Raw genomic sequence first — 24,564 nt, 5'->3', positions numbered from 1 at the left:
GGGTCACCCCGCCAGGCTCCACTCGTCGGCGTTCCAGAACCCGACGGTGAAGTCACCGCTCGGCTTGAAACCGTGGAGCCTGGGGCCGTACGCCCAGATGGCCTCGGGGTTGTACAGCCAGACGTAGGCGGCCTGCTCGTTCTCCCGCTTGGCGGCCCGCTGGTAGAGGGTGGCCCGCTCGGCCGGGTCGGTGACGGCGTCGGCGGCACCGGTCAGGCGGTCGATCTCCTTGTCGCAGAAGTGCGGGATGTTGCCGCCCTTGGGGTAGAACGTGTCGCACCGAAGGATCGGGTTGCTGCTCGACGGGTCGACGGAGTACGTCCCGCCGCCGAACAGGACGATGTCGAAGGTCAGCTTCTCGTATGACTCCAGCAGCTCGGCGGCCTGGACCTGCTTGAGCTTGACGTCCATCCCCGCCGCGGCGAGGGCGCCCTGGACGACGGTGGCGGCGTCGTCGCGGTCACGCTGCCCGGGGATCCAGGACAACGTCACCGGCTTGCTCGCGTCCCATCCCGCGTCGGCGAGCAGCTTCTTGGCCGCGGCGACGTCGTAGGGGTACGGGTTCAGGTCGGACGGCAGCGCCGACGAGGCGACGAACGAGGAGTTCTGCACGGTGCCCTTGCCGGCGAGCAGCTTGTCGACCAGCGACTGCCGGTCGATGGCGTGCAGCATGGCCTGGCGTACCCGTGGGTCGGCGAACCGCTTCTCCGTCTGGTTGACGGCGATCCGCAGGAAGCCGGGGCTCGGCTTGCCCGCCACGGTGACACCGGGGAGCGACTGGACGGACTGCAGGTCGGTGGGGGAGATCTGGGCCAGGTCCATCTCGCCGGTGCCGAGCTGGGCGGTCGCCACGTCGGACGTGACCGGCTTGAGGAAGATCTTCGGGATGTTCACCGGCTTGCGGTAGTTCGGGTTGGCGGCCAGTTCGACGTACTGGTCCGTCTTGTAGTCCACGAACGTGTACGGCCCGAGCCCGGTGGTCGGCTTGTTGAAGAAGGCGTTGCCCGCGATGGCGTCCACGGGGATCGCGCCGAGGACATGCTCGGGCAGGATGAACGCGAACGGGCCCGCGATCAGGGAGAGGAACCCGACGTTGGGCTTGGCCAGCGTGATCACGAAGGTCGAGTCGTCGGGTGCGGTGAAGGACGCGTCCGCGAGCTTGCCCGCCATGGCGCTCCCGCTCTTGGGGTCGGCGAGCAGCTTGTAGGTGAACGACACGTCCTTGGCGCCGAACGGCTCGCCGTCACTCCACTTCAGCCCGGTGCGGAGGTGGAAGGTGAAGGACCTGCCGTCCTTCGAGACCTCCCAGCTCTCCGCCAGCCGCGGCTCATATTCAGACTTGTCATTGACGGTCAGGAGATTGTCGTAAATGAGCTGCATGACCTGCTGGTCGGCGCCGGTCGGCGGATCGAGCGGGCTGAACCGCTTGGGCTTCTGGTAGAGGTAGACGTTGAGTGCGTTCTTCGCGCCCGTGTCCCCGCCGTTGCCGCCGGGATTGGTCGGATCGGAACAGCCCGCCGCCAAGAGCAGGGCTCCCGCGACGATCAGCGAGAGCGGTCGTACGGTCATGGGGTCTCCCTCGGTGAGACGGAGTTGATCAGGGAACCGAGACCGGTGATCGAGACGTGGATCTCGTCACCGGCCGAGAGAAACTCCCCCGAGCTCACGCCGACGCCCGCGGGGGTGCCGGTCATCAGCACGTCCCCCGGGTGCAGCGTCATGATGGTCGAGGCGAAGGCGACGAGCTCCGCCACGGTGAAGATCATGTCCTTGGTCGAGCCGTGCTGCTTCACCACGCCGTTGACGCGCAGCTCGATGTCGAGCGCCTGCGGGTCGGGCACCTCGTCGCCGGTGACGAGATACGGACCGAACGGGGCGAAACCGTCGAGCCACTTGCCCGCGAGCCAGTCGAAGAAGCCGACCGCCGGGTCGCCGGTGTCGCGCTCATAGCCGTACGTCATGGACCTGGCCGACACGTCGTTGGCCACGGTGTACCCGGCGACGGCCGACAGCGCGTCGTCCACCGCCAGGTCCTTGGCGGTCGTGCCGATGATCACGCCCAGCTCGGCCTCCCAGTCCACCTGGTCGCTCACCGAGGGCAGCCGGATCGCGTCGCCGGGCGCGATGACCGCGGTCGGCGGCATCAGGAACAGGCGCGGCGCGAGCCTGCTCCTGTCCAGGGGGGCCACCCCGGCCTCGGTGACGTGCTCCTGGTAGTTCGCCGCCACCCCGATCAGCTTCGCCGGGCGCGGGATCGGCGCGAGCACCCGGACGTCCGCCAGGTCGTGCGTCGTCCCTCCCGCCCTCGTGGCCGGATCGGCCAGCCAGACCGTGAGGTCGCCGTCGCCGTACTCCTCGACCCGATCGTCGCCGAGCAGGCGGCCGTGCCGTACGCCGCCGTCACGCAGGTAGGTCAGCAGTTTCACGACACCCTCGCCTTCGTCTGTTCGTCGTCGCCGAGCCGTACGACCCGGCCGGTCGCGATGGACTCCCTGGCCGCCTCCACCAGCAGGAGCGCGGCCAGGGCGTCGGTGGGGCCGAGCTCGGCCGGCCTGCCGTCCGTGACGGCGGCGTGCAGCTCGGTGAGCATGCGGTGCACGGTGCCGTGGCCGGCCCACGCCGTCCTGGTCCCCTTCTCGCCTCGTACGGTGACCCCGGGCCGGGTGGCGTCGGCGAGTAGCGTGCCGTGCGAGCCGCTGACCCGGTAGCGGTGCAGGGACAGGCCGTTCACGCCCGCGATCGGCGGGGTCCGGCCCGCGACGACGGTGCTCGTCATGCCGCGCTCGTGCGTGAGGCAGAGGGTCACCAGGTCGTCGGGGCCCTCCGCGGGCCTGGCCAGGGCGTAGACGGCGGTCACTGGCAGCCCGGTGATGGCGTGGACCGCGTCGGTCGCGTAGGGGGCGAAGTTGAGCAACTCGCCGTACGGCCAGACGGGCCCGCCGCCGGCGACGAGAAAGTCCGCCTGCACGTTCCACGTCAGCCCGACCCGGCCCGCCGCCACCGCCTCACGTGCGGTGCGGATCGCCGGATGGAACCGCTGGTGGTAGGCGGGCAGGCAGACCAGGCCCGTCTCCGCGGCGACGGCGGCGATCTCCGCGCACTCGGCGGACGTCAGCGCGACCGGTTTGTCCACCAGCACGTGCTTGCCCGCCCGCAGTGCGGCGGTGACGACCTCGACCCTGCGCTCGAACGGCACGCAGACGCTTACCACGTCGACGTCCGCACGGTCGAACCCGCTTCCGTCCTCCGTCGCGCCGACGATCCCGAAGCCGGGATGCGCGGCGAAGCCGGGCGCGTACATCTCCGCCTGGTGGTCCTGGTGACCTACTCCCGCCGAGCCGGCGAGCAGCACGCCGAGCGTTCTCACTGCACCTCCACTGGTACGCCGAGGGCCATCGAGCGCTCGGCCGCGACCCCGAGCGCGACGGCCATGGCCGCCTCCTCGCCCGACACGGATGTCCCCGCGTCCCCGGCGGTGACGGCGTCCAGCCAGGCGCCGAGCTGGGCTGCGAATCCGTACGCCACGCCGGGGTCGAGCGTGTGCGCCCCCTTCTCGTCCCACAGGAGCGCGCCCTCGCCGTCCCACGCCAGCGTGAGCAGGCCGCCGGTGCCCTGCACCACGACGTCCCGATGGGCCAACGCGGTGGGGCGATGGGCGCGGCTCATCTCGCAGATCGCCACCGCGCCGTCGTCGTACCTGACCACCATCTCCAGGTAGTCGTGGACGTCCAACTCTGTCGCAGTCCGGCGTTGTCCTCTCGCGTACACCGAGACGGGACGGCTGCCGATCCACCACGTGACCAGGTCGAGCAGGTGCACGCCGTTGTGCAGCGCGTGCCCGCCGGACCTCGCGGGGTCGATCACCCAGGCGCGCCAGTCCGGCCAGATCCAGCCGCCGAGCAGCGCGAGCCGTACGAGTGTGGGCCGGCCGACCGCGCCGGAGGCGATCTCATCGTGGACGGTGCGGCCGTAGTCGTAGAACCGATGGGAGTGGGCCACGGCGAGGACGAGGCCGCGCCGCGCGAACGCTTCGACGATCGCGTCCGCGCCCTCGACGGTCGTCGCGAGCGGTTTCTCGAGAAGCAGGTGCTTGCCCGCCTCCGCCACGCGCAGCGCCAGATCCTCGTGGGTGTCGTTGGGGGTGCAGATGATGCAGGCGTCAACGTCGGGGCGGGCAAGCGCCTCGGCGAGGTCGGCGGTCCAGAAGACGCCGCCGTTACGGTGCGCGGCGGTCCGCGCCCGATCGGCGTTCACGTCGGCGAAGCCCGCGAGCACGCACCTGGGGTCGGCGGCGACGGCCGCGACGTGCAGGTCCGCGATCGCGCCGGCTCCCACCACCAGGATGCCGAGCGGGCGATTTGACATGGAATCTCTTTCCATGTGTGCATCCTTGGGGGCGTGTCTCCGCACTGTCAAGGGGGGCAGGGGGCATTGACGTGGCACAGCGTTCCACATACTTTCGACTGCGACCTGAAATGACATTCCATGTAAGGGGTGCAAGGTGGACTCGATCAAGCCGGCCGGCCGGGCCCTGCACGACGCCGCCCGCGCGGTGCTTCCCGGAGGCGTGAACTCCGCGACGCGGTACATCGGCGCGCCGTACGCCTTCGTGTCCGCGGCGGGCGCGCACGTCACCGACGCGGACGGCACGCGCTACCTCGACTACCATGCCGCGTTCGGAGCCGTGCTCCTCGGCCACAACGCGCCCGTGGTGAACGAGGCGGTCGCCCGCGCGTTGGACGGCGTCGACCTGATCGGGTTGGGGGTGACGCCGCTGGAGATCGAGTTGGCCGAGCTGGTCACCGAGCTCATCCCTTCGGCCGAGATGATGATCGCGGCGATGAGCGGCTCCGAGGCGACCGCCCAGGCCGTGCGCCTGGCCCGCGCGGTCACCGGACGTCCGCTGCTGGTCAAGTTCCAGGGCTGCTACCACGGCTGGCACGACTCGGTCGCCAGGAATGTGATCTCCCCGGCGGATCGCGCGTACGGCAGGGATCCGCTCTCCGCCGGTCTGCTCGATGAGGCGGTGGACTCGACGCTCATCGCGGAGTTCAACGACCTCGACTCGGTCCGCGCACTGTACGAACGACACCCCGAGCAGATCGCCGCGGTCATCCTCGAACCCATCCCGCACAACGTCGGCGCGCTCCTCCCCGCCCAGGAGTTCGTCGAGGGCCTCAGGGCGCTGACGTCCGCGCACGGGTCCCTGCTCGTCTTCGACGAGGTGATCACCGGCTTCCGGCACGCGCTCGGGGGCTACCAGCAGATCTGCGGAATCACGCCCGACCTGACCGCCTTCGGCAAATCCATGGGCAACGGCTTCCCCGTGGCCGGGCTCGCGGGCAGGCGCGACCTGATGGCCCGCTACGAGTCCGACGTTCTGCTGGCCGGGACCTTCAACGGGCACCCCGTCTCGGCGGCGGCGGCCGTGGCGACCATGACCTACCTACGTGACAACCCGGACTTCTACCAGCGGACCCACCGGCTCGGCGCGCGCATGCGCGCGGGCCTGGAGGATATCCTCGCCGAACTTTCCACGCCCGCCACCGTCGCCGGATTCGGCGGCGTCTTCGCCGTCTACTTCACCTCCGGCCCCGTACGCGGCTACCGGGACCTGCTGCGCAACGATGATTCCGCCTACCGGACCTTCCACCGCCGCATGACCGACGCGGGGTTCCTCATGCTCCCGATGTCCCTCAAGCGCAACCACATCTCCGGCGCCCACACCGATGCCGACATCGACCTCACCCTGGAGGCCGCCCGCGACGTCCTCAAGTCCATGCACGCCGAAGGCCTGCTGCACGGCGACTGACCATGCACGCGGGGTGTGGTGGGATCGGTGCTTTCTGCCCGCCCTGGCGGCGACCTTGAGCCTGGTGATGGGGCGGTCCTCGTCCCGCCACCAGGCTCGTACGTGACGACGCCGGGTCGATCAGCCGCAATCCGCGTCGTTCCGTCATATATCGAATAGAAGGAGATGATCAATGCGATACATGCGCGTCGGTGAGCCCGGCCAGGAGCGGCCGGTCGCCTTCGACGGAGAACGCTACGCCGACCTGTCGGGGCTCACCTCCGACATCGACGGTGCCTTCCTGGCCGCCGGCGGCGTGCGGAACCTCGACGGTCTTCCGGAGATCGACATCACCGGGCTCAGGATCGGCCCGCCGGTCGCCAGGCCGGGCGTGGTGCTGTGCGTCGGCCAGAACTACGCCGCACACGCCGCCGAGTCGGGCGCCGCACCGCCGCCCACCCCGATCGTCTTCTACAAGGCCCCGAACACGGTGGTCGGCCCGTACGACCAGGTGCTGATCCCGCGCGGCTCGGCGAAGACCGACTGGGAAGTCGAGCTCGCGGTGGTGATCGGCAGGCGGGCGCGCTACCTCGACACACCTGAGCAGGCACTCGAGCACGTCGCGGGATACGTGGTCTCCAACGACGTGTCGGAGCGGGATTTCCAGATCGCCCATTCCGGCGGCCAGTGGTCCAAGGGAAAGAGCTGCGAGACCTTCAACCCTTTCGGGCCCTGGCTGGTCACCTCGGATGAGGTCGGGGACCCGCAGAAGCTGGGCCTGCGCTCGTGGGTGAACGGCGAGCCTCGCCAGGACTCCACCACCGCTGACATGATCTTCAGCGTGGCGTACCTGATCTGGCACCTGTCCCAGTACACCGTGCTCGACCCGGGTGACGTGATCAACACCGGTACGCCCGAAGGGGTGGCCATGTCCGGGCGCTTCACTTTCCTGGCACCCGGAGATGTCGTGGAGGTCGAGATCGACGGCCTCGGCCGGCAACGGACCGTCGTGGCATGACCGAGGCCTCGCGGCGCCGACGACCAACCGGACGGTGCGAGCAAATATGGGGTCCGGGGGCCTGCGAGTCAAGGAATGCCGCCCCCGGAGGTCTCGGGCGCGTCAGCCGACGGGGCTGTTCTGGGTGTCGGGGACCTGGGGCAGCCAGTGCACGGCGTTGTCGCGGAAGGACTGGTTGACCGGGACGAGGTCGGGGCCGCTGGTGTCGTCGAGGGCCGTGACGACGATGCCGAGATCCGGGACGTCGCTGTCGATCGCCGCGAGGCGGCTGCCGCAGTGGGGGCAGAAGCCGCGCTTGGCCTCGCCCTCGAACGTCTCGAACCAGGTCGGCTCGCTCTCGCCGGTCCAGGTGACATCTTTCGGGGCGAAGCCGGCCCACCACATCATCGGCCCGCCGCCGAGCTTCTGGCAGTGGGGGCAGCTGCACGTGTGCGGGTAGGCAGCCTTGCCCTTGACGGTGAAACGGATCCGTCCGCACAGGCATCCGCCGGAGCGTTCCTGGGTTGCGGCGACCGTGTCGGCGGTGCGATTCATCTGTTCATCTCCCGGGCACGGTGGGTGAGTTGAGCCCACCAGTGTGTCATCCCCTCGGCGATCGTCAGTTCAGGGCGGGCGTACCGGACTTTGTTCGACATCATGTTCGGACAAGAGCGCATCGGCGAAGAGGGAAATGTTCCAGATTTGCCGGAATGTCGATCCCTGGGGCTCCGGTGAAACGCCTGGCCGTAGCTGGGCCAAGGAGCCTTTCCGCATAACGAATCACCGCGGAGTGTGATCTTCGATCAGGTGTGCCTGCCGTTCTCGAGACGGAGGATGGCGAGCGCGGTGCCATCCAGGTGGAGGTGTCCCGATTCGGCGGCTTTGGCCTCCGCCAGTGCTGCGGCCAGGTCGGGTGTCTGAGCTGCGAGGACCTCGGTGAGGACTGGTTTCGCACCCCCGGCCGCACCTATGGCTTTCCCAGGGCCTCGGCGTAGTGGCTTGATGTCCAGCCCGGTGGCACGGGTGTCCGCCCGGCCGCGGTGTATCCCTCCCCGCACCACACCCGTGAGAGGCGGGATGGCCTGCCTCCGCGCCATTCCGGGAATCGTGCCGGGCGTGGAATAGTTCAGGGGGTGGAGCAAGCGGGTGGGGAGTCGTGGCGGATATACGAATCGATTGGCCGGACCCAGAGGGCCAGGAGATCGTGGAGTTTCTGTTCGCCGTGGCGATGGCCCTACGCGCGCACTTCGAGGAGACCGCCACCGACGTGGGTCTCACCGTCCCACAGGCTCACACGCTGATCCATCTCCAGGAGCCTCAGCGCATGGGGGAGGTGGCCGCGCATCTGCGCTGCGAGCCGTCCCATGTGACCGCGATCGCCGACTCCCTCGAACGGTGTGGCTTCCTGCGGCGGGAACCAGACCCGGAGGATCGTAGGGCCAAGCGGCTTCTCCTCACGCATCGCGGACAGCAGCTCAGGGATCGCCTCCTGGCCCGCCTGTTCGAAAGGGCGCCGATCATCTCGGTGCTCGATGCCGGCCAGCGGAGCGAGTTGCTGTCGCTCCTGCGTACGGCTCAGTCAGTGGCCGGCGCCGACACCCGGCGCTGAACCTCCGCGGGCGGCCGAGAGGGTTCGCCCTCTCCCCGTCCCGCTTCTGCCCGGCTCGATGCCGTCGGCGAAACCAAGGCGGCCGACGCCGCATCGGCGGGTGTCGTCGGCGACCGAGACCCACCCGGAACAGGCGCTCGCCATGGCTGCCGTAAACCGCCCGGCTCACCGTTCGGCTCGACGGCGGGCCCCGGCGTGCGTCCGCGTCACTCGCCCACGATGTTCGCCCCCAGCATGGCGAACGCGATGGGGATTCCCCTGGTAGCGCCATCGGCGGCAGAGCGCTGCCTGATAGCGGTCGGCCTCACCGGCCTGCGCGCCGTGCTCGTATCGCTGCTGATCGTCCCCGGTGGGGCCACCTTGTTGGCGCGCCGGAAATAACTTCTGATAGAAAACAGTTCAGCCACTGAAGTAAATCCTCGTGAGGAGAACCGCGACCATGTTCATCGCCACCGCCGTCCTGTCCGTCCTGCTGGCCCTCGCCTTTGCCGGAGCCGGCTTCCCGAAGGCCTCCGGCAAGGACGAAATGGCGGCTCAGCTCGCCAGACTCGGCGTGCCTACCGGGCTCATGCGCGTCATCGGCGGGCTGGAGATCGTCGGAGCCGTCGGCCTGGTCGTCGGGCTGTGGGTCGGAGTGCTCGGCGTCGCGGCCGCGGTCGGCCTGGCGCTCCTCATGGCCGGCGCCGTCGCGACTCACATCAAGGCTCGCGACACGGCCAAGGGCACCTTGCCGTCGCTGGTTCTGCTGGTGCTCAGCGCGGTCACGGCCGGCCTTGCCCTGGTCGCCCTCTAAAGCGCGAAGTCCCCGGGCCTGTCGCGCAAGCCACAAGATCAATGAGAGGTTCCCTGATGACCACCACTCACACGACCGATACCGGTCTCCCGATCGACACCCGCTTCGCACGATCCGCAACCGAAGAGCAGCTCCACCGAACCGCAGCAGCCCTCCGGGATAAGGGCTACGCCGTCGAGATCGTCGACACCGCGGCCGAGGCTCGCGCCGTCGTCACGCGGCTGCTGCCCACCGACAAGAGCATCTTCACCGTCTCCAGCGAAACGCTTCGAGTGTCCAGGCTGGACGATGACATCAACGCATCGGGACGCTTCGACGCCGTACGCCCCAAGCTCATGAGGTTGCGGGAGGAAGGGCGATTCGATGAGATGCGAACCCTCGGCGCCGCCCCCGACGTCGTCATCGGGAGCGTGCACGCGGTGACCGAGGACGGGCGGCTGCTGACCGCCTCGGGGAGCGGAAGCCAGCTCGGCCCCTACAGCTTCAGCGCGGGCCGGGTCATCTGGGTCGTCGGCTCCCAGAAGATTGTGCCCGACCTCGACGAGGCCATGCGCCGCATCCAGACATACGCCTACCCGCGCGAGGACGCCCGCGCCCGGGAGGCCTACGGCACGCCGGCTCTGCTCTCGAAGATTCTCATCGTCGACAACGAGATGTTCCCCGAACGCATCACCGTTGTCCTGGTCCGCGAACCCATCGGCTTCTGACCAGGTCCTGGGAAATCATGACCACTACCCAAAACGCCCCGCCGGCGACCGATGTCTACGCCGACATGGTCCGCCGCTGGTGCTACACCGGCAAGCGCGCGCTTCGAGCCGTCCAAGGAGGAGACGACGTCCCGATCGTCCACCGGCCGCTCCAGTTCGATCCGGGCGCACCGCGCAAGGGCACCCCGGCGGCCCGCCGGCACATCGGTGAGAAGCCGGCAGGGCTGGACCGTGAGCGCCGGCCGGCTGACGTCAGAAACTCGATCGGCGGACGGACAGGAGCCGCACCATGGTGAGACGCGTGCCATACAAATGGCTGGTCGCCGTCGCGTTCGTGTTCGGTCTCTTCATGGAGATCCTCGACATGACGGTGCTGAACACGGCGCTGCCCGCGCTCGGCCGGAACTTCGACGCCGGGACCGAGACGCTGCAGTGGCTGGTCACCGGTTACCTGGTCAGCATGGCGGTGTTCATCCCCGCCTCCGGGTGGGTTGCTGACCGGTTCGGCGCCAAGCGCACCTTCGTGTTCGCGCTCGCGGTCTTCACCGCCGCCTCGGCCTGGGGCGGTGCCGCCGGTTCCCTCGGCGAGCTGATCACGGCCAGGGTCGTCCAAGGCGTCGGCGGCGGGCTGCTGACCCCGGTCGGCACCGCGATGCTGTTCCGCGCCTTTCCGCCGGCCGAGCGGGCGAAGGCGTCGGCGGTCCTATCCATACCGACCACCATTGCTCCCGCCCTCGGTCCGGTGCTCGGCGGATGGATGGTCGACAACGTCAGCTGGCGGTGGATCTTCTTCCTCAAAGTGCCGATCGGCGTGCTCGGTCTGCTCTTCGCGGTGGTGGCCCTTCGCGAGGAACGCGCGGACGACCCGGGGCGCTTCGATGTCGCCGGGTTCCTGTCCGGTGGTGCGGCGCTCGCGCTGCTGCTGCTCGGCCTCGACCGTGGGGCCCGAGAGGGGTGGGGCACCGCCGCTGTGCTGGTGCCGCTCGGGGCCGGCCTCGTGCTGGCGGCTGCGTTCGTCGCGATCGAGCTGACCCGTACCGAGCCGATGATCGACCTGCGCCTGCTGAAGAACCGGCTGTTTCGGACGGGTAACCTGCTGATGCTTCCGTCGTCGGGAGCGCTGATGGGTGCGTTGTTCCTGGTGCCGCTGCTTCTGCAGTATCAGATGGGCGTCGACGCCACCGGCTCCGGCCTGGTCACGATGTTCCAGGCGCTCGGAATGCTGGTCCTCCTCCCCGTGGCGGGCCGTCTGTACCCGAAGGTCGGCCCCCACCGCCTGCTTGTGACCGGGTTTGCCGTCATCGCCGTCGCCCAGGTGATGCTGATCATGGTCGGTCCCGGCACAACTCTCTGGGCTGTCCGGCTGTCGCTGTTCGCCATGGGGGCAGGCATGGCACTCACCGTGATCCCCCTGCAAGCGGCCACCTTCGCCACAATCACCCCTGCGGCGATCGCACGAGCCTCCTCGGTGTTCTCCACCACTCGTCAAGTCGCCAGTGCCGCCGGCGTCGCCGTGGTCGCCAGCCTGCTCACCGCGCGAACCGACTCCAGGCTCGGTGGTCTCGGTGCTCGGGCCACCGATCTCGCCACTAGGCAGGAAGCGATCTTCGCCGCCTACCACGATGTCTTCATCGTCACCGCCGCGCTCGCGCTTCTCGGCTTCCTCATCGCCCTGCGCGTCCGCGACGCGGACGCTGTCACCAGCATGCGTCCGGGGCCGACGGCGACTGAGGCCGACCGGTCGCAGGCAGTCGACGGCGGGCGTATCACATAGGGGGCAGCTGCGGCCTACGGTCCTGCGGGCCCGGCATACGCCTTCTTGACCTCAGCTTCCAGAGTGAGGTACCAGCCCCAGGCGTTGCCCTGCTCGAGGACCACGTCGCGGAATCCTTGGACGGTATTCGTCCGGGCCCAGTCGCGCTGCAGTTCGCAGTGCAGGGAGTTCCACGTGGTGGGTTGCGCGCCTGCCTGGTAACAGCGCTTCAAGGCCGCCTCATGGGACTCCCGAGTGGTGCCGCCGACCGCATCCACGACCGGGTAGACCTCGTAGCCATCCTTGATGGCGTCCAGCGTCGGGAACAGCAGGCACGCCTCGGTCCACAACGCCGCCATGATTAGCTTCTTCCGGCCGGTCGCCTTGACGGCCTCGAGGAATTGCTCGTCTTCCCAGGAATTGATGCTGGTCCGGTCGATCTCGGGCTGATCGGGAAGCGCCTCACGCAGCTGTGGAATGGTGTCGGGGTTCACGCCGCTGGCGACGTTCACCGTCGACAGAATGATCGGCAGACCGAAGACCTTGGCCGTCTTCGCAAGCGACACCACATTGTTGACCAGTTGGCCGGTCTCCATGGAGTGCACGGTGAAGACCTGTGGCGGCTGGTAGTCGATGAGAAGTAGGGCCGAGTTCTGTGGCGTCAGCAGGTGGTCGACTGTCGGTTCGCGCACGGGCAGGCTCGCCATGTCGATATCCTTTCATTGGTATTGTTCTTGCCAATGCAAGGCCGATGTCGGCCTTGTGAGCGCGGGTGCCAATACATGAAATGATGCCAGAGAGCGTCGAATATTCGGGCCTCGGCTGAATTTAGAACAAAAGCTTTACAGAAACGCCACATGCAATCATGAAAGGTGACTTATCACTTGCGATCCAATTTCTTGGAGATGAATCAGGTATAGTCCACCACCTGCGTACAGACTCGAAGATCGGTCGGCTCCTGGGCGGGCGCGCGCCGGGGCAAGACCTGTCCACCAAACCGGGCCAACTTCACTTGAGCCGTAGGAGCTGGTCTGCTGGTGTGGCTCACGCTCCGCAATGATCCGTTACGCGGAAAGGCTCAATATGCCCCTGAACATCGACAATCGCGACAAACGCCGCACCGGCTTGCGTTCACGGTCGCGCGTTTCTAGGGTTATTTCACAAGGTTTAGTAGTTGCACCGATGCACTTCACCACGGGTTGTGTTTCACCGTCTCTTGATCTCGAGAGAGGGATGGCTCAACAGTGGTGTGGAGAGCGCTGAGGGCTCGGAGCTGACTGCGGCGATTCCGAGTCCTTCTACGAGGTAGGACGCCGGATCTGATCTTGGAATCCGGGCGGCTTCGTTGGCCTTGATCTGGCGATCGCCGACTTTCTGACACGCCCGCAGTCGTAACATGCCGGGGGCGGTCGGATGTCAGGGGCTAATGACCGCCGGACCCGCCCGCCACCATGGGGCGGGCGGGGCATGAATGGGAGCAAACGCCAGGTGTTGAAGCCTCATCGGGCTGCTGCGTATCGGCAAGGCCACGTGCAATACGACGTATCGACGGGTTGCTCGATTGGCCTTTACTAGATGCAAAAGTGCGTACTTCCAAGGAGGAGCGGTGGCGGTGGCCGCGGTGCGGGATGTCGTACGGGACGTGGTGGCGGAGCTTGCCCCCGAGGAGTTACCGCTGGTGGACGGGCTGGCGGCGTACGACGACTCCGTCGTCGTACGGAAACTGCGCCGTTCCGGGCCACGACGTGAGCCGCTCGGCTTCAGCTGGGGCGAGGTCGTCGGTCTGATGACGCCGGTGGTCTGGCTGGTGCTTGACCAGGTGGCGGAGCGGCTCGCGGACGCCGCAGTCGAGGGTGCCGCCAGGAAAGCCAGAGGGCTGCGCCGCTGGCTCCGGCGCGGCGGCCGGCCGGCCGCCGCGACCATCCCGCCGCTGACCGAGGATCAGCTCGCCGCGCTCCGCCAAGACCTTCTTGACCAGCTGAAACGGGAATTGGAGGAACGGACTGCGGAGCAGATCGCCGACGCGGTCGTCCGCAGACTGGCCCGAGGAGCTGATCCAGGCCCCGCCGGCCCAGAGGGGCCGAGTCCGGCGAGCTAGCCGATGGAGAGCACCTCGCCCCGTATCGACGAGCGGGCGTTGGGAGCGGGCACGACGGTGCGGTTCGCGCTCCTGGTCGCCCTGCTGGTGGCCACCAGCAGCCTGATGGTGATCTACGTGACCATCGCGCTGTCCACGTACGACGGCTTCGGTTGTTCGCTGGCGGCCGGGGTAGCCCCGGACAGCGATCCGGCGTCGGCGGTGATAGCGAAACGCGCGCTCCAGTGGGAGGCATACTTCGCCTGCACCAAGCGCTATGCCCCGTCGCCGCCGTGGTGGGTACTGGCCGGCTGGTGGGCGATCTTGGCTCTGTTCACGGCCGCGCTGTTCTGGGCGTTGCCGGCGTGGAAGGCCCGCCGTAGTCGGGTGGTGCCGCTGGCCACGATGGACCCCGACGGCGAGATCGCGGGCACGGTGGCCGAGCTGTCCACGGTCGCGGGCCTGGCCCGTCCGCCCCGAGTGGTGGTCGATCCGGCCTCGGCGTCGGACGGGGCGGTCGTGTTCGGCCGATCCGGGCGGGCAACGGTGCGCCTGGACGGTGGCCTGATCGCCACGCGGAGGGCTGATCCGCGCCGGTTCCGGGCGATCCTGTTGCACGAATTCGCCCACATCGCCAACCGGGACGTGACCATCACCTACCTGACGGTGGCCATGTGGCGGGTGTACACCGTGGTCGCCCTGCCACCCTTTCTGGCCTGGTGCGCCTGGATGTTCCGGGGCGCCTCGGACTCGGTGGTGTGGTCCAGCGAGGCGCCGATCGTCACTCGCGGCCTGCTGATCACCGGTCTGCTCACCGTACTGGTCTATCTGGCCCGGTCGGACGTGCTACGCAGCCGGGAGATCTACGCCGACCTCGCCGCCGTGCGCTGGGGTGCCGATCCGGCGGGCTGGTCTGCGGCCGGCCCCGCGCCGGTCATCGGCCCCGGGCGGCGCGCGCTGCGCTCGTTCGTCGAACTATGGCGGCCGCACCCGCGATGGGACACCCGGCAGACCGCGCTGACCAACCCCGCCGTGCTGTTCGGCGTACGCGCACTTCCGCTGCTGCTGACCGGCATGACCGGGGCGATCGTGCACGCCCACATGATGTACGCCATCACCCAGTACGTCCTGTTGACCCCGTGGATGCAGCACTTGGCGGCGCTGGTCTCGGCCGGTCTGGTCGCGGGCGTGGTGGGCATCGCGCTGTGGCGCGCCGTGGTGTTTGCGGCGCTGACCGGTCAGCCGGCTCCGTCCAGCGCACGAGCGGGCCTGTGGCTCGGGCTCGGCATGGTGGCGGGCGGGTTGGCCGCAGGCCAAGGGACAGTCAACGATTGGCTGCCCGCCAGACCGTGGCCGCTGGCGCTCGTCGTGCTGGCCGGGATGGCGTTCACCTGGTGGCTGACCCGGTGCGCACAGTTGTGGGTGGCCGCCTGGCACGGCCGGTCGCTGCGGCCGGTGGCGCTGGTGAACGTGGCGACCGCGGCCCTGGCACTGTCACTTTGGTTGCTCTGGTGGCAGACCCAGGGGGTCGCGTTCGCGGCGGGGTGGTCGATCGACATCGCCGATGTCCGGGACTACATGGCGTCCTCCATGGTGGGCCGGGAATCGGACCCTCCGCCCGTGTCGTGGCTCGACGTCCTCCTCGTCGCAATCATGACCGTGGCGAGCACCGTGACCACCGCACCGCTCGCGCTCGTGGCGGTTGCCGGCCTGTGGGTCGTGCCGTTGCTGGCGTGGTTGCCACGCCCCGGCACCGGCCCACCCCGCTGGTCGCGCGCCGCGGCATCCGGCGACGGCCACGCCCCGCTCGGCCCACCGCCCCCGGGCCTACGCCGGGTGCTCGGCCCGGTCCTGATCGGCGGCGCGTCCGGTGGCGCTGCGGCGGTGGCGTTGTTCGCCTGGCTGCACGCGCGCAAGCAGGTCGAGCCCTCGCCCACCACCTTCCTGGTGACGACCCTGGCCGGAATGCTCCTGGTCTTGCTGGCCTCGGCTGCGCTGGCGGCGTACGCCGGTCGGACAGCGGTGCCCACGCACCGGCTGCCGGCCGCGCTGATCGGCGCGGGTGGCGCCACCCTGCTCAGCTTCGCGGTCATTGTCGCGTTGCGTGCTGCCGATGGATGCGTGCCCGCGCTGGCCCTCGACGCGGGGACATGCTCCTGGAACCCCGCCGTGGCGAAGCAACTGTTCGCCGGCATCCTCGTTCCCGCCTCCCCGTTCACGGTGTTGGTGGCGGGCGTGATCGCCCTCCCCGGGGCGCGTACCGCGAGGCGGCCCGGACCGACGCGATCGACAGGCCCGACGCGGCCGGGATCGCCGGCATCGACGGTGCTCGGCCGGGCCTGCGCGCTGGCCCTGGTCGCTGCCGCGCTGGCGGTGGCCACCGTGGCCGCCGTCCAGCGGTCGCCACAGGCATCCCGCCTACCCCCGCCTGCGGAGGTCCAGCGGGTTGCCCGCAATGGGGCAGCCACGGTGGACGAGGATGCCCCGGTGTCGGCCCAGTCGAGAGCGTTGCAAGTGCAGGCGTGGCGCGATCGTGGCGGCGGCCGGCTGATGGACGGCTTCTACCACCATCGCCGCGAACTGTTCGCGATGGTCGCGGCCGAGGTGAACGCCGGGAAGAGCATCGCCGACCTCGACAGCGTCCGACCGCTGTGCCTCGACATCGCGAACGATGCCCGCGCCGCGTACCGCTTTTTCCGGGTCCCCGACTCCAAGGCCCAAGAACTGTGGGAAAGCTTCTACGAGAACGCCGTGCTGGGCGGGACGTACTGCCAGCGGTCCCTCGACGTGGACGACGCCGACAGGTTCGACGCCGCCATGCGCCGACTCGCCACCGCCCAGGACACCAGCCACGCCATCGATGACCGTATCGACGCTTTGATCCGTGCGGGCGGGCCAAGCGCATCGCGGAGTCCGGCTCTCGGACTCCGCCGCATCACGACCGTTGCCTACCGGAACCCCGATATGTTAACCATAGTTCCCGTTTTCCTCTCAGGGAGGTACGCCAGTGGCCGAGTCCGATGAGCTGGAATCGCTCATCTCCCAGGGGCGCAAACATGGGGTGCGCAAGCGCATCATCCTGTTGCAGGCTGCTCGGCTCTTCGTGGAGCGGGGTTACGCCGACACCGGAATCGACGACATAGGGGCCGCGGTGGGCATCACCGGGCCTGCGGTCTACCGGCACTTCCCCGGCAAGCAGGCCATCCTCCTCGCCCTGATCGAGCTGTCGCTGGAACGCCTGCGGGACGGGACGCAAGCCGCGCTGGCCGACCAGGACCGGGAGCCGCAGGAGGCGCTGATCGCCCTGGTGGACTGGTTCTCCCGGTTTTCCGTCGAGAACCAGAATCTGACTTTGGTCATGCAGGCCGAGCTGCTGTGGCTGCCGGAGCAGGATCGGCGGCGGCTCAATCGCCAGATGCGGCAGCTACGTGAGGAGTGGGTCGGGCTACTGATCGAGGTGCGGCCGGAGCTGTCCGACCTCGCGGCGCGAATCGCCGTCACATCCGTCATGGGGATGGTGACGTCGGTGCTCGCCGCCCGGCTGACCAATGACGCCCAAGCGCTGAGCGTGCACCTGCGGGCCCAGATGCTCGCCGTACTGCATGTGCCGGCTGGGCGCTGACGGCTCTGGTTCAAGCAAAAAGTTAACATGCATATACTTTTTATTGCGGAAGGGTGCTGTGGGAAGGAAGCGTGGACTCGGTGGACGGTCCGTGAGCGCTCGTCCTCGTGCGGGACGCCGTAGCGCCAGTCGTCGCAACTGGTCCGAGCCAGAACGAAGGGCAGAACACAATGGAACGCATAGTCGAGGCCAATGGGATCCGTCTGTGGTGCGAGACGTTCGGCGATCCGGCCGATCCTGCGCTGCTGCTCGTGATGGGTCTCGGTGCCCGAGGCGCCACCTGGCCCGATGAGTTGTGCCGGCTTCTCCAGGAGGGAGGGCGGTACGTCATCCGCTACGACAACCGGGACACCGGGCGGTCCAGCGGTGTTGATTTCGAGGCCAAGCCCTACACCATGATCGACCTTGCCCAGGACGCGGTCGGCTTGCTCGACGGCTTGGGCATCGCCGCGGCGGACGTGGTCGGCGCGTCGATGGGCGGCATGATCGCCCAGGAGATCGCGCTCGAACACGCTGACCGGCTGCGCAGCCTAACGGTCATCATGTCGAGCGCCGAGCCTCTCGATCCCGTGACCAATACCTTCCGGGGCGCACAACGGGATCCACGGCTGGCCGCCTGGGACGCCGAGCAGATCGCCAATCCGCCGAGCACCCGAGAGGAGCACGTCGAGGCACATCTCAAGCTGGCTCGCATTCTCGCCGGACAGTTGACGGAGTTCGACGAGGCGGCCACGCGTGCGATCATCGAGCGGGAGATCGAAAGTGCCACCGATGCGGCCCCCGCCTCGAAGAACCACATCCTCGCGGCCTTCGCCTCTCGCGACCGCTCCGGGCTTGTCGGCTCGATCACTGCCCCGACTCTGGTGATTCACGGGTCGGACGATCCGATGGCGCCCATCGCCCATGGCGAGGCACTGGCAGCGGCGATTCCCAACAGCGAGTTCCTGCCCATCGAGGGAATGGGGCACGGGTTCCCGGCGCCGGCGCTTCCTCGTATCTCCGCCGCGATCCTCCGGCACACCGGGCGATAACCAACAACCGTCGACCGCGGGATCGACCCGTGTGCGGCAGGCCGTACATCCCCAATGTTCCGGTGGCAACGGTGGAGGAAGCAACGTCAACGCCGGTCGTCGGCCCCCTCCACATTGGAAGCCGCAAAGAGAGATCAAGCAGGCACAGATCGTAGCCATGTCGACCGGCGTTTCCGCCGCGACCGCGAACCCCGGCCGGGCCGACCCGCCGGATCGGGTCACTCCCAGGGGGAGCCGCGTGGCCGGAGAATGGATCACCCCTGCAGGAGAACGTGAGTCTGCTGCTCTTGTCGGACGCTTGAGCGGTGCTCACGGTTTGATCACGGTTACATGCGGCCGCCGGGTGTATGTGCACCGCCGCCATCAGGCGGCCGTCCTCCTCCTCAACCGGCATGACCAGCCGGGCTGACGCTAGGGAGGGCGCTGATGACGGAGTATCGGTTCAACACACCGCCAGGGTGGCCGGTCCCACCTCCTGGGTGGCGGCCTCCTCCAGGTTGGCAACCGGACCCGGCCTGGCCTCCGCCCCCGGCGGGCTGGCAACTCTGGGTGGCCGACGCCCCACCCGCTCATGCACCCGTTCCTCCTCCTGCTCCGGAACCGATCGGCCGTCATGCCGAGGCAGCCCGCGAGGCTCCCGTTGTTCTGGTTCCGGAACGTTCCGGCGGCGGGTTGTTCGGCGGCAAGAAGCGGCTGGAGGCGGAGAACGCCCAGCTACGGGAGTGGGTTGAGCGGCTCGGCGGCCTGGACGCGATGCAGATCACCGCCGTGACCGAGGCTCTGCGCGCGGAGCAGGCCCGGTTGCAAGGGGCGATCGAGGACGCGACCCGGCGGCTGCAGGAGATCGAGGCTCAGGTAGTGCGGACCGAGGACGTCGCACTGCTGCAGGAGGTCGGCGTCTATGAGTACCAGCATCCGCTGAGCGACGCGGTCGCGTACAAGGCGAAACTGGCCGAGGTCAAGGACCAGATCAAGAGCATGGCCCGCAGCGGGCGGGCTGTGCTGGGCGCGACGAACTGGACGGTCAACGGCTCGGCCGCCGAGGGGCGGCGCATGGTGCGGGACTTCTCCAAGCTGATGTTGCGCGCCTACAACGCCGAGGCCGACAACTGCGTGCGCACGATGCGGCCGTACAAGCTGCAGTCAGCCATCGACCGGCTGCAGAAGGCAGGCGATGCCATCGTCAAGCTCGGCAAGACGATGCACATCCACGTCAGCGACGACTACCACCGCTTACGGGTGTACGAGTTGCAGCTGACCGCCGACTACCTGGCCAAGGTTGAAGAGGAAAAGGAACTCATCCGCGCCCAACGGGAGCGGCAGCGTGAGGAGGAGGCCGCGCGCCGGGAGTTCGAGCGCGAAAAGGCTCGCCTGCGCAAGGAGGAGTCCCACTACCGCACCGCGTTGGCCAAGCTGCTGGCGAACGGTGACACGGCGGGCGCGGGGGAGCTGAAAGCGAAGCTGGAGGAAATCGGCGCTGCGGTCGCCGATGTGGAGGCGCGCGAGGCGAACATCCGGGCCGGCTATGTGTATGTGATCTCCAACATCGGTGCTTTCGGGGAGAATGTCGTGAAGATCGGCATGACCCGGCGGCTGGAGCCGGAAGATCGGGTTCGAGAGCTGGGCGACGCCTCAGTGCCGTTCAGGTTCGACACCCACGCGCTGATCTTCAGCGAGGACGCGGTCTCACTCGAAGGGCGCCTCCATGACGAGCTGTGCGAGCGGCGTGTGAACAAGGTCAACCTCCGCCGCGAGTTCTTCTACGCCACACCCGCCGATGTACGCAGCCTGCTGGAGAAGATTGCCGGCCAGCACCTGCTGGAGTACCGCGACGTCCCAGAAGCGTTGGAATGGCGGCAGTCGGCACGCGATGCCGCAGCGACCGCCTGAGGCCCGCAGAGCAGGCGTACCCGCATTCCGGCCGCTTCCAGCCAGCGGAGGAGCTCCTCTTTCATCCCGCTCCGCCGCAGCAGTGCCCACATGCCGTCGCAGCGCCGCGCGAGGAGTCTCCGCCCATCGCCGCCGAAGAGGCCGTACGGGTTCTGGCCGGGCAACCGGCGCGTTCCCCTGTCAACGACATGACCGCCAGTTACCGCCCGTGAAGGGGAGGTAGCGGGGGCAGGGCGTCCTGCCCCCGCTACGGCGGTTACTTCACGAGGTAGGCGTCGGAGAGGATCTGCTGGACGGAGTTGCCGTCCTTGTCCTTCGCCTCGACCTTGATCGAGATGCTGCCCGGGCCCTTGGGGTTGGGCACGTGCACCTTGTCGCCGGACAGCGCCGTGGCCGGTGCCCAGTGCGCGCCCTTGTCGTCGGAGATCCAGACTCCCTGCAGCGACGGCGACCTGCCGCCCTCGGGCGTGACGGTGAAGGTGAACGGCTTGCCGGCCTGGACCGTGTCGTTCTCCGGCAGTCTGAGCCCGTACTTGAGGCGGATCAGTGGCGCCTCGGCGCAGGGCTGCTTGTCACCCCACAGCACCGCGTCCAGGCAGGCCTGCGGGGCGCTGTCGGCTGTCGGGCGGGCGGAGTGGAATGTCCAGGTGGTTTCGACGCTTGTGCCGGAGTGCTTGCCGGCGAACCCGTCCTTCCACGAGTTCGTGAGCCGGTACGCGCCGGACTCGGCGGGGACGGCGTAGTAGGGCAGGCCCAGGTCGTCGTACTGCGGCTCGACCTCGGCGGTGCCGCTGAACAGGTGGGTCTCCTCGGTCCCCGGTGCGCCCTGGTACATGTGGCTCGGGTCGGAGGCGTCGGTGTAGTAACCGAAGCCGAGCGGGCTGAGCGAGCGCAGTCGCAGCCGGTCGCCCTGGCGGCAGCCGTCGCAGTAGATGGTCGGCCTGACCCAGTCCGGCAGGTCGGGGCCGGTGGTGAACTGCGCGGGAACGACGGCCTCGTTCCAGTCCTCCCGCTCCTTGGTGGCGCCGGTGAAGCCGCGCATGGAGGAGGCGGTGCGGATGTCGCCCGAGGTGAGGTCCAGGAAGGCGTAGTCACGCTCCCACAGCACGTCCTGGCCGGCCGCGTTGTAGTACTCGGTCCTGGCCGTGGGCCCGTCGAAGCTGTGCGACCCGCGGATGCTGAGGCGCTGCTCGGGCGTGTAGGTGTGGTTGACCTCGATGAAGTTCGGGATCGGCCCCCACGTGCCCGCCGGCGCAGGGAACTGCGCGTGGTAGGTGGTGTCGACCTCGGTGAGGTCGTGAGCCTTCGGGGCGAAGTTCAGGCGCCCTGCTGTGGCCCCCTTCACGTAGTAGGCCAGTTTGTACTCGAACGGGGTGATGGGCGTGACGTGCAGGGCGGCGCTCGGGTACGGCTGGCGAGCCAGGGCCTTGCCGAGCCGGTCGGCGCTCGGGTACGGCTGGCGAGCCAGGGCCTTGCCGAGCCGGTCGGCCTCATCGCTGTCGATCCACAGCATCGGGATCTTGTTCTGGGCCGTGTACACCGGGTCGGAGAGCCGCCAGGTGAGCCGGTCGCTGGTGACCACGCCCGCGGCCCCCGCCTTGATGGCCAGGTCCATGTCGGCCAGGAAGAGCTCAAGCGAGTCCCTGGCCGGGATGTAGACGAGTTTGCCGCGCACGTCCGCGCCGCCGCGCATGTCGTCGCCCGTGGTCAGGCTCAGGCGCTGGTCGGCGGTGAACTTCGGCACCGCCCCGTCGTGGTCGCTGACGTAGCGGGGGTGGAGCTGGAGCCCCGGCACGGTCATCTCGACCTGGGGAGCGCGGCGGATCTGGTCGAACAGCACCGTGGAGGTGCCCACCGTGGGTGCCTTCCGCACCCGCGAAACCCAGTACTTGCCCCTGTTGACCGGCTCGTAGCTCAGCACTGACGCGCCCGCGTACATCTGGCCCGAGGCGGTCGTGCGGGTGACCATCACGTTCATGAACGCCAGCTCCGACGTGCGCGGCGTGCTCACCTGGATCGGCTCGACATCGGTCGCGTCCAGGGTCACCGTGGTGTCGCCGTCGAGCTTGATCTCGGGGGCGAGCAGCGCCGCGAACTGAAGATCCCGGTCCGGCTTGGTGTACCACCAGGGCATGTCGCCGATGGAGTAGACGCCGCCATGAGCGAGTTTGAGCTCGGTCTCCAGCGTGCCCGGCGTGTCGGTGGCCCGCCAGTTCTCGGCGACCGTGGTCGTCGGCTCCCCTTCGAGGAGCGGGTCGGTGTCGCTGACCCGTAGGGCGGTCACGACGCCCGGGTTCAGCGTCCATTCCGGCCTGCCGACGAACCTGACACGCACGGTGTCCATCTTGGCGCCCTTGTGGAGGGCGATCGGCGCCGTCAGGCGGGCCGTGTCCGCCGTGGCCGTCAGGCGTCCCTCGTACCAGCCCGGGTCGCCGAGAGTGGGCTCAACGGTGAGATCCGCGCTCGCGGACCCGCCCGCGGGGACGGTCAGCGACGACGGGCTGAAAGTGGCCATCTCGGAGGGCGGCTGGGCGTCGCCACGCTTCAGTGCCATGGACAGGTCCAGCGTGACCGGTTCCTTGCCGGTGTTGCGGAAGGTCACCTTCCTGGTCAGCGTCTGGCCGGTGTACGGGTCGGTGAAGCCGGCGTAGACCGTCGACAGGTCGTTGAAGACCTGCTGGGTGACGGCCTGTCCGATGTCCAGCCGCCCCGAGCCCTGGTCGTACACCGTGTCGTCGCCCGGCTTCGCGGTGCCCGTCAGAGCGGTCTTGAGCTGCTCGGGCGTCCAGTCGGGGTGCTGCGTGGCAAGGATTCCCGCGGCGGCCGCCACGTGCGGTGCGGCCATCGAGGTGCCGGACGCCGCGGTGTAGTTGTCGTCGATCGGGCCGCCACCCGGGACGCTGCTGCCCGCGCCCAGCGAGGTGCCCGCCGCGCGCCGCGATGATGTTCACGCCGGGCGCGGTGATCTCCGGCTTGATCGCGAAGTCTTCGCTCAGGCGCGGACCGCGGCTGGAGAACGAGGCGATCTTGTCGGCCGAGTCCACCGCGCCGACGGTGAGCGCCGAGGTCGCCGCGCCGGGAGCGGCGATGGTGTACCGGCCGGGGCCCGAGTTGCCCGCCGCGACCACGAACAGCGTGCCGTACTGGGCGGTCAGCTCGTTGGCCGCCTGGCTCAGCGGGTCGGTGCCGTCGGTCGGGCTCTGGCTGCCCAGGCTCATGTTGACCACCCGGACGTGCTCGGTGGCCGCCTGCCACTGCATCGCCGCGATGATCTCGGAGTCGTAGGCGCTCCCCGTGTCGTCCAGCGCCTTGGCGATGGTCAGCTGGGCGCCGGGGGCGACGCCCTTGTACTTGCCGTTCGAGGCGGCGCCGCTGCCCGCGACGATGGACGCCACGTGGGTGCCGTGGCCGACCCGGTCGGTGACCTCGTCAGGGTTGCCGCCGCCCGGGCTGCCCTCGGGGACGAAGTTGCGGGCCGCGGCGATCCGGCCCTGCAGGTCGGGATGCGCGGTGTCGACCCCGGAGTCGATGATGCCCACCTTCGCGCCCGTGCCGTCGTAGCCGGCCGCCCAGGCGGTGGGGGCGCCTATCTGCGGGTTGCTGACGTCATCGAGCGCCTTGACCTTGCCGTCGAGCCACACCTTGCTCAGGCCGCCCGCCAGGGCCGTGGCACTGTTCTGCGCTTCTCCAAGGGTCTGTCCCTGTCCGAGGGACTGCCAGAACGTGGTGGCCTGCTTCTTGTCCACCTTGATCGCGGCGCCGTCGATGCTGTCCAGCACCTTCGGCTCGGCGCCGCCCTTCAGCGACCTCGCTTTGCCCGCCAGGTCGCCGGCCTTGGTCTGGGGCTGGTACTGAACGATGAGGGGGATCTGTGCGGCCTTGGCGTCGCCGTACCCGTTGGCCGCCAGGTAGTCGACGTTGAACAGTTCCTTGTCCAGCAGTCCCTTGCTGACGTAAGGCCAGGCGTCAGTGGGGATCACGTAGTAGCCATGATCGTCCTGCTGGGCGTGGAACGTCCGCACCTCCCGGCCGTCGCCGGGCTCCAGCGTGGCCGACGCGTGACCCGTACCGGCCTTCGTGTAGATGACGGTGTCCCCGGTGATCAGCGTGATCTTGACCGGGGGTATGCCGGTCGCCCGCGCGTCCGCCTTGGCGGCCGTCGGTGACGCGGTTGTCGCGATGGCCGTATCCGGGACCGCGATGAGCGGTACGGCGAGTACGGCCGTGAGTAAGGCCACGAGTCTGCGGCGCCGGGGGGTGGACAGCATGCGCACAACCTTCTCCAGACGTGAAA

19 protein-coding genes and 1 pseudogene are annotated in these 24,564 nt (G+C 68.7%); 12 read left to right on the top strand and 8 right to left on the bottom strand.

From position 1 onward, the window contains the following. Nucleotides 1-3: 3 nt before the first annotated feature. Genes AWQ71_RS25145 through AWQ71_RS25130 form a run of 4 tightly spaced genes read right to left on the bottom strand, consistent with a single transcriptional unit; the run spans nt 4 to nt 4,365 of the window. Nucleotides 4-1,569 carry an ABC transporter substrate-binding protein gene (locus AWQ71_RS25145; RefSeq protein ID WP_067137350.1) on the bottom strand — a complete coding sequence of 522 codons (1,566 nt, stop codon included), beginning with the start codon at nt 1,567-1,569 and terminating at the stop codon, nt 4-6. Beyond that, a complete protein-coding gene (locus AWQ71_RS25140) occupies nt 1,566-2,426 on the bottom strand; it encodes a fumarylacetoacetate hydrolase family protein (RefSeq protein WP_218001957.1) in 861 nt (286 codons plus the stop codon). The genes AWQ71_RS25145 and AWQ71_RS25140 overlap by 4 nt, the downstream gene beginning before the upstream one ends. After that, entirely contained in the window at nt 2,423-3,367 is a 945-nt protein-coding gene (locus AWQ71_RS25135) for a Gfo/Idh/MocA family protein (RefSeq protein WP_067137348.1), read from the bottom strand. The genes AWQ71_RS25140 and AWQ71_RS25135 overlap by 4 nt, the downstream gene beginning before the upstream one ends. Beyond that, nucleotides 3,364-4,365 carry a Gfo/Idh/MocA family protein gene (locus AWQ71_RS25130; RefSeq protein ID WP_067137347.1) on the bottom strand — a complete coding sequence of 334 codons (1,002 nt, stop codon included), beginning with the start codon at nt 4,363-4,365 and terminating at the stop codon, nt 3,364-3,366. The genes AWQ71_RS25135 and AWQ71_RS25130 overlap by 4 nt, the downstream gene beginning before the upstream one ends. A 136-nt stretch (nt 4,366-4,501) precedes the next feature. Between AWQ71_RS25130 and AWQ71_RS25125 the strand changes: the two genes are divergently transcribed. Beyond that, the gene (locus AWQ71_RS25125; protein WP_218001956.1) at nt 4,502-5,812 is read left to right on the top strand and encodes an aspartate aminotransferase family protein; all 1,311 of its coding nucleotides are present in this window, start codon (nt 4,502-4,504) and stop codon (nt 5,810-5,812) included. Between the two features lie 172 nt (nt 5,813-5,984). Further along, the gene (locus AWQ71_RS25120) at nt 5,985-6,809 is read left to right on the top strand and encodes a fumarylacetoacetate hydrolase family protein (protein ID WP_067137345.1); all 825 of its coding nucleotides are present in this window, start codon (nt 5,985-5,987) and stop codon (nt 6,807-6,809) included. A gap of 102 nt (nt 6,810-6,911) precedes the next feature. Here AWQ71_RS25120 and AWQ71_RS25115 read toward each other — a convergent pair whose 3' ends face one another. Beyond that, nucleotides 6,912-7,343, bottom strand: a complete 432-nt coding sequence (locus AWQ71_RS25115; RefSeq protein ID WP_067137344.1) for a GFA family protein — start codon at nt 7,341-7,343, stop codon at nt 6,912-6,914. 649 nt (nt 7,344-7,992) lie between these two features. On the opposite strand from AWQ71_RS25115, the gene AWQ71_RS25105 reads away from it, so the two are divergent. The 5 genes from AWQ71_RS25105 (at nt 7,993) to AWQ71_RS25085 (ending at nt 11,671) form a co-directional block, all read left to right on the top strand. Next, complete coding sequence (locus AWQ71_RS25105; RefSeq protein ID WP_157570551.1) at nt 7,993-8,397, top strand: MarR family winged helix-turn-helix transcriptional regulator; 405 nt, start codon at nt 7,993-7,995, stop codon at nt 8,395-8,397. A gap of 439 nt (nt 8,398-8,836) precedes the next feature. Next, a complete protein-coding gene (locus tag AWQ71_RS25095; protein ID WP_067137338.1) occupies nt 8,837-9,190 on the top strand; it encodes a DoxX family protein in 354 nt (117 codons plus the stop codon). Between the two features lie 56 nt (nt 9,191-9,246). Continuing rightward, entirely contained in the window at nt 9,247-9,897 is a 651-nt protein-coding gene (locus AWQ71_RS25090) for an LUD domain-containing protein (protein ID WP_067137336.1), read from the top strand. A 17-nt stretch (nt 9,898-9,914) separates the two neighbouring features. Next, nucleotides 9,915-10,193: a thioredoxin domain-containing protein gene (locus AWQ71_RS41910; protein WP_157570550.1), complete on the top strand. Its 279-nt coding sequence runs from the start codon at nt 9,915-9,917 to the stop codon at nt 10,191-10,193. 5 nt (nt 10,194-10,198) lie between these two features. Further along, nucleotides 10,199-11,671 carry an MDR family MFS transporter gene (locus AWQ71_RS25085; protein WP_218001955.1) on the top strand — a complete coding sequence of 491 codons (1,473 nt, stop codon included), beginning with the start codon at nt 10,199-10,201 and terminating at the stop codon, nt 11,669-11,671. 14 nt (nt 11,672-11,685) lie between these two features. On the opposite strand, the gene AWQ71_RS25080 is transcribed toward AWQ71_RS25085, so the two are convergent. Then, the gene (locus AWQ71_RS25080) at nt 11,686-12,357 is read right to left on the bottom strand and encodes a hydrolase (RefSeq protein ID WP_067137334.1); all 672 of its coding nucleotides are present in this window, start codon (nt 12,355-12,357) and stop codon (nt 11,686-11,688) included. Nucleotides 12,358-13,256: 899 nt separating this feature from the next. Between AWQ71_RS25080 and AWQ71_RS25075 the strand changes: the two genes are divergently transcribed. The 5 genes from AWQ71_RS25075 (at nt 13,257) to AWQ71_RS25055 (ending at nt 20,270) form a co-directional block, all read left to right on the top strand. Then, a complete protein-coding gene (locus AWQ71_RS25075) occupies nt 13,257-13,748 on the top strand; it encodes a hypothetical protein (protein ID WP_174550761.1) in 492 nt (163 codons plus the stop codon). 3 nt (nt 13,749-13,751) lie between these two features. Then, entirely contained in the window at nt 13,752-16,751 is a 3,000-nt protein-coding gene (locus AWQ71_RS25070; RefSeq protein WP_067137332.1) for a M48 family metallopeptidase, read from the top strand. Beyond that, a complete protein-coding gene (locus AWQ71_RS25065; protein WP_067137330.1) occupies nt 16,735-17,349 on the top strand; it encodes a TetR/AcrR family transcriptional regulator in 615 nt (204 codons plus the stop codon). Before AWQ71_RS25070 ends, AWQ71_RS25065 begins: the two co-directional genes overlap by 17 nt. 170 nt (nt 17,350-17,519) lie before the next feature. Continuing rightward, nucleotides 17,520-18,380 (top strand): alpha/beta fold hydrolase, encoded by an 861-nt coding sequence (locus AWQ71_RS25060; protein ID WP_067137328.1) that lies wholly within the window; start codon nt 17,520-17,522, stop codon nt 18,378-18,380. 549 nt (nt 18,381-18,929) lie between these two features. Further along, entirely contained in the window at nt 18,930-20,270 is a 1,341-nt protein-coding gene (locus tag AWQ71_RS25055; RefSeq protein ID WP_245658452.1) for an SNIPE associated domain-containing protein, read from the top strand. 256 nt (nt 20,271-20,526) lie between these two features. Here the strand turns inward: AWQ71_RS25055 and AWQ71_RS44460 are convergent, their stop codons facing one another. Both AWQ71_RS44460 and AWQ71_RS44455 read right to left on the bottom strand, forming a co-directional pair. After that, complete coding sequence (locus AWQ71_RS44460) at nt 20,527-23,115, bottom strand: S8 family serine peptidase (protein ID WP_084259258.1); 2,589 nt, start codon at nt 23,113-23,115, stop codon at nt 20,527-20,529. A 97-nt stretch (nt 23,116-23,212) separates the two neighbouring features. Continuing rightward, a pseudogene (locus tag AWQ71_RS44455) lies at nt 23,213-24,538 on the bottom strand (S8 family serine peptidase); the annotation flags it as partial. Between the last annotated feature and the right edge of the window lie 26 nt (nt 24,539-24,564).

The sequence above is a fragment of the Microtetraspora malaysiensis genome (genome assembly GCF_001528665.1).
GTDB lineage: Bacteria > Actinomycetota > Actinomycetes > Streptosporangiales > Streptosporangiaceae > Microtetraspora_A > Microtetraspora_A malaysiensis.
Note: the sequence above shows the minus strand (reverse complement) of the source record. Positions and strands in the feature narration are given on the sequence as shown.

Coding starts and splice junctions, on each gene's coding strand:
- AWQ71_RS25130 (WP_067137347.1), bottom strand. CDS start 4,365: ATGTCAAATCGCCCGCTCGGCATCCTGGTGGTGGGAGCCGGCGCGATC.
- AWQ71_RS44460 (WP_084259258.1), bottom strand. CDS start 23,115: ATGGCCGCACCGCACGTGGCGGCCGCCGCGGGAATCCTTGCCACGCAG.
- AWQ71_RS25095 (WP_067137338.1), top strand. CDS start 8,837: ATGTTCATCGCCACCGCCGTCCTGTCCGTCCTGCTGGCCCTCGCCTTT.
- AWQ71_RS25070 (WP_067137332.1), top strand. CDS start 13,752: ATGGAGAGCACCTCGCCCCGTATCGACGAGCGGGCGTTGGGAGCGGGC.
- AWQ71_RS25120 (WP_067137345.1), top strand. CDS start 5,985: ATGCGATACATGCGCGTCGGTGAGCCCGGCCAGGAGCGGCCGGTCGCC.
- AWQ71_RS25115 (WP_067137344.1), bottom strand. CDS start 7,343: ATGAATCGCACCGCCGACACGGTCGCCGCAACCCAGGAACGCTCCGGC.
- AWQ71_RS25080 (WP_067137334.1), bottom strand. CDS start 12,357: ATGGCGAGCCTGCCCGTGCGCGAACCGACAGTCGACCACCTGCTGACG.
- AWQ71_RS25145 (WP_067137350.1), bottom strand. CDS start 1,569: ATGACCGTACGACCGCTCTCGCTGATCGTCGCGGGAGCCCTGCTCTTG.
- AWQ71_RS25090 (WP_067137336.1), top strand. CDS start 9,247: ATGACCACCACTCACACGACCGATACCGGTCTCCCGATCGACACCCGC.
- AWQ71_RS41910 (WP_157570550.1), top strand. CDS start 9,915: ATGACCACTACCCAAAACGCCCCGCCGGCGACCGATGTCTACGCCGAC.
- AWQ71_RS25060 (WP_067137328.1), top strand. CDS start 17,520: ATGGAACGCATAGTCGAGGCCAATGGGATCCGTCTGTGGTGCGAGACG.